Consider the following 806-nt stretch of genomic DNA (forward strand, 5'->3'; position numbering starts at 1 on the left):
CCGAGCACGAAGCCGCCGGTCGCGGCATCGAGGGCCGCGGCATTGCCGTTCGAGCGGGTCTGGCCCCAGGAGCCAAAGCCTTCGCCCCACAGGGCATAGCGCGGGGCAACCGGAACCGGTGCCACCGCCACCGGGGCCACGGCCTGACCGGGGCGATCGGCGGCGAAGGCGGCAGGATACGATCCTTGGGCGAGCCGCGGCAGCGAGGAGGTGAGCAGCGGCTGGCGCAGGCGGGTGAGCAGGGCATTCTCGACCAGCTGGGCCTGGGCATAGCCGACGCTGACCGCCGAGGCATGGGCTTCGCCCGACAGCGCATCGAAGGCCTGGCGGGCGCCGCTGACGCTGGATCCGAGCACGGTATCATAGAGCCGGTTACCGGGCCGCAACGCCTCGATGGCATCGGCGGTGCGGTACTGGTTCTGGCTCAGTGCCACGGAGTGGAAGGCCAGCGGAGCGGGGGGCGTGGGTGGGGTCGGATCGCTCTTGCGCACCATGGTCAGCGTCACGGCGTTGGTGGCATAGCCGAGCGTCGGCGAGACGAAGGCGAACTCCGCACTCTGGGTGCCGGCGAACTGCCCGGTGACGCCGCCTTGCGCGGTCAGGATGGTGTAGGGACTGTTCTCGGCAAAGAACAGGCCCTGGTCGGGCAGGACCATCACCGTGCCGCCATTGAGCGTGGCGGTGCCGGTGGCGGCGAGGCGGTCGCTTTGACCGGCGGCGTTGATCTCGACCGCATAGACCGAACCGGGCGCAAAGGAGACGTTGCCATTGACCGACAGCGTGCCGATCGAGTTGCCCGGCGCCAC

Annotated in this window: 1 protein-coding gene; it reads right to left on the reverse strand. The window is 70.1% G+C overall.

What is annotated here, in order from left to right; all coding sequences use genetic code 11:
* Positions 1 to 806: autotransporter outer membrane beta-barrel domain-containing protein (locus K9B37_RS24530; protein WP_224316436.1), on the reverse strand; the 806-nt coding region annotated here is incomplete at both ends.

It is taken from the genome of Microvirga puerhi (assembly GCF_020089865.1).
Taxonomy (GTDB): domain Bacteria; phylum Pseudomonadota; class Alphaproteobacteria; order Rhizobiales; family Beijerinckiaceae; genus Microvirga; species Microvirga puerhi.